Origin of the sequence: Moorena sp. SIO3I8 (assembly GCF_010692325.1) — a bacterium.
Classification (GTDB): domain Bacteria; phylum Cyanobacteriota; class Cyanobacteriia; order Cyanobacteriales; family Coleofasciculaceae; genus Moorena.
The window spans coordinates 1-1,479 of sequence record NZ_JAAHHW010000379.1; the positions used below are offsets into that span (position 1 = coordinate 1).

Below are 1,479 nucleotides of genomic sequence, written 5' to 3' on the forward strand. Positions count from 1 at the left end.
TTACCAAAAATATTCTGGTACTCTGACTTGGTCTTGATAGACTACTTTTTTAGTAGTTTTATCGGTGTTAGCTGTACTATCATAAATTAGCTCAATGATGACATCAGGTGCTTTACCTTCTTCCCAAACTACCCAACTTAGTCGTTCGACTTTGGGAACTCCAAGCACTACAAATACATCCGGACCAAGGCCGTAGGCCACGCTTCGCGAAGCGATGCAGCGCGGTCTTGGGGGTTTCCCCCATGAGCGACTGCATCAAGACACGGAAGTCTTGATTCCTAATTTGTGCTGCACTGAAATGAAGAAACATATTACCCCCAACATAGCCATCTTCCCACTGGGCTAACCAAGGGTATAACGGATCAATCAGCAATTCCATCTGAAGTTTATGTCGTTCCGTTTCCATGGGAATACCGTCATCACAGGGAAGTTCATATTGGGTTGGCGGTACAGGAGTATTAGGCACAACAGCAGAGGTCATGGTTTTAGACATAGTTTCTCTTTGGTGGTATCACCTACTCAACGATAACGCCCATCGCTACGGTATCGTTGAAACTCGCAAAAAAAACTAGCACTTGGTTATGTATTTTTTGACCAAACTATGGTATAAGAGTTGCTACACTAGTTATTCTATTAGTAGTAAAATTTTATAGGACAGTATCGGAATAGTTGTTATAGAAAAGGGAACAGGGAACAGCGGATCTGGGAACAGAAATATGTCTTAACCTTTACTTCGACTGCTATATTTAGTCCGATTAGTAAGATGCGATCGCGTAGCGTGACCAAAGGTCAATCCCGTAGCGGCTCGTACCGAGCATCGCAATGCCACTTGCTTCAGTAGGGTCTAGGTCAGATTTACCCTGTGCAGACAAATCCGCTCCTGCTGTCCGGGGCGTAAGCGATCGCGTCATGGTCTCCGGATTGTACTGGAAAATAATCACACTAGCTAGGGGGTTAGCAGGGTCTAGAGCGACTATTGCCCCTCTCAACAAACGAGGGGAAAGGGGAGATGTAGCCATGAAATCCTTGTGGTTAATAAACTGCTGATCTCAAGTCCAGTTGAATACTTATTATTGAGCTAACTCATCACTTGTTAATTGTTAATTTTTGATTGTCAATGGTCAAAGTCAATATAGCAAGGGAGCAGGGAGCAGGGAACAGAGAAGAGGGAATAGGGAATAGGGAATAGCAATGCGCTGCATCAAGAGGTGCGACCCGTGGCGAATTTAATTCTTAATGGTAAGAGCGCACCTAACAGGGAATCAATGTCAAAGAAGACTGTACCTCATAACTGCGATAAACGCTATATAACGCTTATTTTTGTAGTTTTCAATATTATTAAATCTCAGCTAAAACAATGGTAAATAATGGAGCATGTCACTTATGCATAACATTTGTACTAAGGTAATAGGTAATGGGTAATAGGTAATAGGTAATGGGTAATAGGTAATAGGTAATAGGGGGAGCATGTGACTGATA

At 42.7% G+C, this 1,479-nt stretch carries 1 protein-coding gene and 1 pseudogene; both read right to left on the minus strand.

Going from position 1 to position 1,479, the window contains the following annotated elements:
* Nucleotides 1-3 precede the first annotated feature (3 nt).
* Nucleotides 4-493 (minus strand): annotated as a pseudogene (locus F6K51_RS37155) (Uma2 family endonuclease); the annotation flags it as partial.
* Nucleotides 494-755: 262 nt separating this feature from the next.
* On the minus strand, nucleotides 756-1,019 hold the full coding sequence (locus tag F6K51_RS37160; protein ID WP_075896879.1) for a hypothetical protein: 264 nt from the start codon (nucleotides 1,017-1,019) through the stop codon (nucleotides 756-758).
* Nucleotides 1,020-1,479: the final 460 nt, after the last annotated feature.

What these genes read in the sequence shown, in the direction of transcription:
- F6K51_RS37160 (WP_075896879.1), bottom strand. Translation starts at nt 1,019, where the DNA reads ATGGCTACATCTCCCCTTTCCCCTCGTTTGTTGAGAGGGGCAATAGTC.